The sequence below is a fragment of the Methylobacterium hispanicum genome, from assembly GCF_022179285.1.
GTDB classification, from domain to species: Bacteria; Pseudomonadota; Alphaproteobacteria; order Rhizobiales; family Beijerinckiaceae; genus Methylobacterium; species Methylobacterium hispanicum.
Genome location: NZ_BPQO01000113.1, coordinates 1 through 261 on the forward strand (window position 1 = coordinate 1; position 261 = coordinate 261).

A 261-nucleotide genomic window follows, 5' to 3' on the forward strand; every position below is an offset into this window, starting at 1 on the left:
CCCGTCGAGGCCTGCGAGACGTTGCGCACGATCTCCTGGGTCGCCGCGCCCTGCTCCTCCACCGCCGCCGCGATCGAGGTCGCCACGCCCGAGATCTCGCGGATCCGGCCCGTGATGGCGCCGATCGCGCCCACCGCCTCCCCGGTCGCCCCCTGGATCCGGCCGATCTGCTGGGTGATCTCCTCGGTGGCGCGCGCGGTCTGGTTGGCGAGTTCCTTCACTTCCGCCGCCACCACCGCGAAGCCGCGCCCCGCCTCGCCG

Annotated in this window: 1 protein-coding gene; it reads right to left on the reverse strand. The window is 74.7% G+C overall.

Annotation, left to right across the window (positions count from 1 at the left end; all coding sequences use genetic code 11):
- A partial coding sequence (locus tag MFF56_RS32000; RefSeq protein ID WP_238232267.1) for a methyl-accepting chemotaxis protein occupies nt 1–261 on the reverse strand: 261 nt, incomplete at both ends.